Source organism: Aeromicrobium sp. (assembly GCF_014378035.1).
In the GTDB taxonomy this organism is placed as follows: Bacteria; Actinomycetota; Actinomycetes; order Propionibacteriales; family Nocardioidaceae; genus Aeromicrobium.
The window spans coordinates 1-2,920 of record NZ_JACMOM010000338.1 but is presented as its reverse complement, the minus strand read 5'-3'; the positions used below and the strand labels follow the sequence as shown (position 1 = coordinate 2,920).

Annotated in this window: 3 protein-coding genes; all 3 read right to left on the bottom strand. The window is 62.5% G+C overall.

Annotated elements, in window-relative coordinates; genetic code table 11:
* Positions 1 to 553: 553 nt before the first annotated feature.
* On the bottom strand, positions 554 to 865 hold the full coding sequence (locus H7290_RS17975) for a hypothetical protein (protein ID WP_290515392.1): 312 nt from the start codon (positions 863 to 865) through the stop codon (positions 554 to 556).
* A gap of 36 nt (positions 866 to 901) precedes the next feature.
* Positions 902 to 1,810, bottom strand: coding sequence for a PAS domain S-box protein (locus H7290_RS17970; protein WP_290515391.1), 909 nt, complete (start codon positions 1,808 to 1,810; stop codon positions 902 to 904).
* A 553-nt stretch (positions 1,811 to 2,363) separates the two neighbouring features.
* Positions 2,364 to 2,540, bottom strand: a complete 177-nt coding sequence (locus H7290_RS17965; RefSeq protein ID WP_290515390.1) for a hypothetical protein — start codon at positions 2,538 to 2,540, stop codon at positions 2,364 to 2,366.
* Positions 2,541 to 2,920: the final 380 nt, after the last annotated feature.

The following is a 2,920-nucleotide window of genomic DNA, read 5'->3' as shown; positions in this document are numbered from 1 at the left end:
TTACGCTGGACAACCCAGCCCTCGCTGCCAAGAGAAAGTCGTCCAGTGACCGCAGCCGCTTGTCGGGGCGTGTGCGTCCTTCGTGCCCCTCGCGGCTCATTCTCTCAGGATCCACAGCCCAACACCTTCTGCCAGTCCCGGCTGAGGTTCTCCGCGGCGCCGATTTGAACGAGGTCAGGCGCCAGCCGCTCTTGCCATCAGGGCGGTTAACGCCAGCCGTGAACCCACCGAATGGAACCTGCCTGATCCGCGGCTAAGCACACCGGTGAGTCAGGTCAAACATCCGCATCTGCTTGCCGCATTTCGGGCGCTTGTCACGTCGGAGGGTGCCGGCCAGGTGTTCCCAACGGGATCGGCTACCGGGCGGCAGTGACTATGCCAGTGAGTCGTCGTACGTCGCTGTAAGAAGGCTCCTGCACCTCCGATGTTCAGTCGGTCTTGACGGCCCAGGCGGCCTCTGGTGACCCCTACCGGCTTGGTCTTATGGCCCGCCCGTCGCCCGTACCAACCCGCGAAGGGCCGGTGACCTTCGCTCGTCCCTACGGCCACGGGGCTACGACGGGCGGGCGAACCAGGTTCCGTTCTCCGGGTGCGCGCGGTAGGCCAGCGCGTGGGCGATGCGTTCCTGCGACGACCTCATCAGGGACGCGGGCAGCGCATCGGCCTCGAACCAGCCGACGTCCCTCGACTCGTCGTCGGCCACCTGCGGATCGTCAGTGCCGACCGCACGGCATACGAACGTGAGGTCGAGGTACTGCGCGCGGTACTCGACCGTTTCAGGGTCCGACGACACAACTGCGAGGCCCTGTCGGCACGCACTTCCGAGGGTGTCGCCGCTGATCCGGCGGGAAGAGGGCAGCAACATGGTGTCTGAGGTATCACCGCGCGATGTGGGTACCGATCAGCTATTCCTGGGGGATCTTTGTGGCCTTGATGTGGTCTCTTCGACGTCGGTGAGCGCCCGTTCGGGGCTTATCGCCAGCAATGAGTCCAGGGCTGCGTAGATCAAGTTCCGGGTGTGTCGAACTGCAAGCTTTGGTGCGGTCACGTCATGGCAGATGACGACCGCGCCGACGACCGCGCTATCCGCGTCGAAGATCGGCGAGATCGTGGCCGAGACCGAGAACGCCCTTCCGTCTTTTCGGACGTGCAGGGTCTGGAGGTGCTCGACATGTTGGCCGACCTTGATTTGTTCCAGGATGGCGCCGATTTCGGTCGTTCGATCCTTGGGAGTCAGGAGCTTGGCGGGCCTGCGGATGACCTCCGCGCTCAGGTAGCCATACATCCGCTCGGCCGCCGGGTTCCAGCTCGTGATGATTCCGTCGAGTGAACAGCTGATGATGGCTTCGTCCGAATACTGCACGATCGCCGCTGTGAGCTGTGCGTTCTTGACTGCCTGCTGCCGTTGGGTCACGTCGCGCACCGCCGTGACCACCAACAAGACGTCCCCAGTGTCGATGTGGGACATGCTGATGTTGATAGGGACCTCGGTGCCGTCTTGTCGTCGTCCGATCAACACCAGATCGAGTCCAGAAGACCGAGCCTTGGGGTCTGCGAAGTAGCGCTCCCGGTGCTCGGCGTAGATCTGCCACAGAGACTCCGGCACCAGCGTCTCAATTCGCTGGCCGATCAGGTCGTCGCGGTCGTAACCGAACAGCGACTCGGTCTGGCGATTGACAAACCGGATCACCCCGTTCTGGTCCATCCCCACCAACGCGTCAAGCACAGCCTCCAGCGGGCTTTCGAACGTCCCGCTCGTCGAAGACATCAAATTTCCCTCGTATGGTGCAAAATGGCACAGGACTCGCAAAGGACACAGCTGTTATAAACTAACAACTTGCCAGGTCTTTACCTGAAAAGTATGGCACGGGGCGTGAAGCGGCGGGCCCCTTCGGCGGAATCCGTGAGGTGCCCGGTGAGGTCCCGGCCGTGCCGCTGGTCCGGTCATCGTTCCCCGACTGAGATGGGCCAGGGCGCCAATCTTGTAGTCCTCTCATCGGCGAGGTAGGCGCCCTTAATCGTTGGTCCCTGCCCTCTGGGGGCTTTAGCGCCCCGAGTTTGAGTGACGGCACACGGCCACAACGATCCCGACTCCGGGCGACCCAAGACCGAGCTGACCCTGACTGACGATGAGCGTGAGCAGCTCGTGCGGTGGTCGCGCCGGGCGAAGTCATCCCAGGCGTTGGCGTCCGACCGCCTGATTCGTCCCCGTGGACCCTTCGGCGTGCGGGAATGACTGAGACGCGTGCGGTAAGAGCCAGGGCGAAGGCGTAGCGGCAGTCGCGCATAGGAGGTTGCAGCATGCATTCCCTGGCGGTCTTGGGGACTCGGATCGTGTATAACCGTGGACTATGAATGACGCCTCACTGACCACATTGCTGGCTGCCGGGGTTGGGCTCATTGGTGCTGCCGTAGGCGCAGCCGTAGGGGCCACGGTCACGCACAGGAACCGGCATCAATTGTGGCTTAGCGAGAAGAAGATCGACGCCATCTCCGCCTTCGCGGAGAACAACAGCCTCTTGATAGACCGCTTCCGGCACGTGTCCACCGTCTCTCCAACTGAACGAGTCGAGTGGCTGCACGCTATCCAGTCTGGTCGCACGACTATCAACCTCTTATGCGCTCAAGAGACCCGGGACGCAGCCCGAGAACTTGCACGACTGGCCCAGAGAATCGAAAGTCAACCGACGGGAGAGGCCGTAGACCGGGCAGTTAACGCGCTCAAGGTGTTCGTGGACCTAGCACGCGAGGAGATTCACGAGACCAAGAAACGATGACAGCCCGAGGCCGTGATCATAGCCTCCTGCGATCGCCTCAAGGGGATCGTTCACGGGAACGAACAGGCTCAGCCGACGAAGACCGCTGTCGCCAACTCTGGCCAGATTCCCGCAGGGTTACGCACCGGCCATAGACCCTTGAC

Coding starts and splice junctions, on each gene's coding strand:
- H7290_RS17975 (WP_290515392.1), bottom strand. CDS start 865: ATGTTGCTGCCCTCTTCCCGCCGGATCAGCGGCGACACCCTCGGAAGT.